Below are 1664 nucleotides of genomic sequence, written 5' to 3'. Positions count from 1 at the left end.
CTGTCACCGGTTTTATTCTGGGGGTTGTTTTTACATTACAAACCAGGCCTACTTTAGAGGAATTTGGCGCTGATGCCTGGATGCCTTCAATGATTAGCATTTCAATTGTCAGGGAAATAGGACCGGTCATTATAGCTCTCATTTGTGCCGGTAGAATTGGTTCCAGCATCGGGGCTGAATTAGGCTCTATGAGAGTTACTGAACAAATTGACGCCATGGAAGTCTCAGGAACCAACCCGTTTAAGTTTTTGGTTGTAACAAGAATTGCAGCAACCACCTTAATGATTCCCTTATTGGTAATTTTTGGAGATTTCATTGCTTTGATGGGTTCAGCATTGATAGAAAATATTAAAGACGATGTATCCTATCAATTGTATTTCAATCAAGTATTTGAAGCTTTAAAATTTAGTGATTTAATCCCTGCAACTATTAAAACCTTTTTCTTTGGTTTTGCCATAGGACTGGTGGGTTGTTACAAAGGGTATAACAGTAAAAAAGGAACTGCAGGTGTGGGAAAAGCGTCAAATTCAGCTGTGGTTTATACCTCTATGCTATTATTTGTAATCGATTTTGTGGCGGTCTTTGTTTCAGATTTATTTTACAATTAAATGAAAACTAACAAATCAAATAAAAGTCAATCTGAGAGCAACAAGGTTTTGCTCATTGATAATCTTTACAAAGCGTTCGGTGAAAACAAAGTGCTCAATGGATTTAGTTTGCATTTAAATGAAGGTGAAAATCTGGTTTTGATGGGGCGATCGGGTTCAGGAAAATCTGTATTGATTAAATGCCTTGTGGGATTGCTAAAACCCGATAAAGGAAAAATTGAAATTCTGAACCAAAACATTTCAACCTTAAGTCAGTCTGAAATGGACGAATTGCGCACCTCTATTGGTTTCTTATTTCAGGGAAGTGCGTTGTATGATTCAATGACTGTTAGGGAAAATCTGGAATTTCCACTAAGAAGACATACCGGCAAACTCTCTTCAGATGAGATGGAATCCCTGGTTTTTGAAGCACTGGAAAGTGTTGGCCTGAAACACACAGTTGATTTGATGCCGGCAGAACTATCGGGCGGTATGCAACGCAGAATTGCTCTTGCCAGAGCATTAATTTTAAAACCAAAAATTATCATATATGACGAGCCCACAACAGGGCTTGACCCTATTACATCAAAAGAAATTATTGAATTGATGAACACCGTTCAGGAAAAATACAAAACCTCATCTCTGATTATAACGCACGATGTGGATTGTGCCAGAGTAGTCTCAAACAGAATTATTCTTTTACTTGACGGCATCAATTATGCTGAAGGAACTTTTAAGGAACTTTCAAGTTCTGATGACAATAAAATTAAGGCATTTTTTAAATAAAAAAATATGGGTACAACATCTCAAAATATCAGATTAGGAGTCTTTGTTATTACAGGCGTTATTATTTTTGTTGCTGCTGTCTATTTTCTAGGCAATCAGAAAAATATGTTTGGTAATACTGTAAAAATTAGTTCCGTCTTTAAAAATGTGAACGGACTGCAACTAGGAAATAATGTCCGCTTTGCCGGAGTAAATGTAGGTACTGTAAGAAACATTACCATACTCAATGACACCGCCATTTGTGTAGATTTATTAATCAATGAAAACAATGCGCGCCTCATTAAAAAAAAT

The 1664-nt window shown here is 36.5% G+C and carries 3 protein-coding genes; all 3 read left to right on the top strand.

Annotated elements, in window-relative coordinates; translation table 11 throughout:
- On the top strand, positions 1 to 608 hold a 608-nt coding region (locus tag AACY61_RS13430), incomplete at its 5' end, for an ABC transporter permease (protein ID WP_339612089.1).
- The gene (locus tag AACY61_RS13425; RefSeq protein WP_339612088.1) at positions 609 to 1373 is read left to right on the top strand and encodes an ATP-binding cassette domain-containing protein; all 765 of its coding nucleotides are present in this window, start codon (positions 609 to 611) and stop codon (positions 1371 to 1373) included.
- A gap of 6 nt (positions 1374 to 1379) precedes the next feature.
- On the top strand, positions 1380 to 1664 hold a 285-nt coding region (locus tag AACY61_RS13420), incomplete at its 3' end, for an MlaD family protein (RefSeq protein WP_339612087.1).

Source organism: uncultured Planktosalinus sp. (assembly GCF_963973675.1).
In the GTDB taxonomy this organism is placed as follows: Bacteria; Bacteroidota; Bacteroidia; order Flavobacteriales; family Flavobacteriaceae; genus Planktosalinus.
Note: the sequence above shows the minus strand (reverse complement) of the source record. Positions and strands in the feature narration are given on the sequence as shown.

What these genes read in the sequence shown, in the direction of transcription:
- AACY61_RS13425 (WP_339612088.1), top strand. Translation starts at nt 609, where the DNA reads ATGAAAACTAACAAATCAAATAAAAGTCAATCTGAGAGCAACAAGGTT.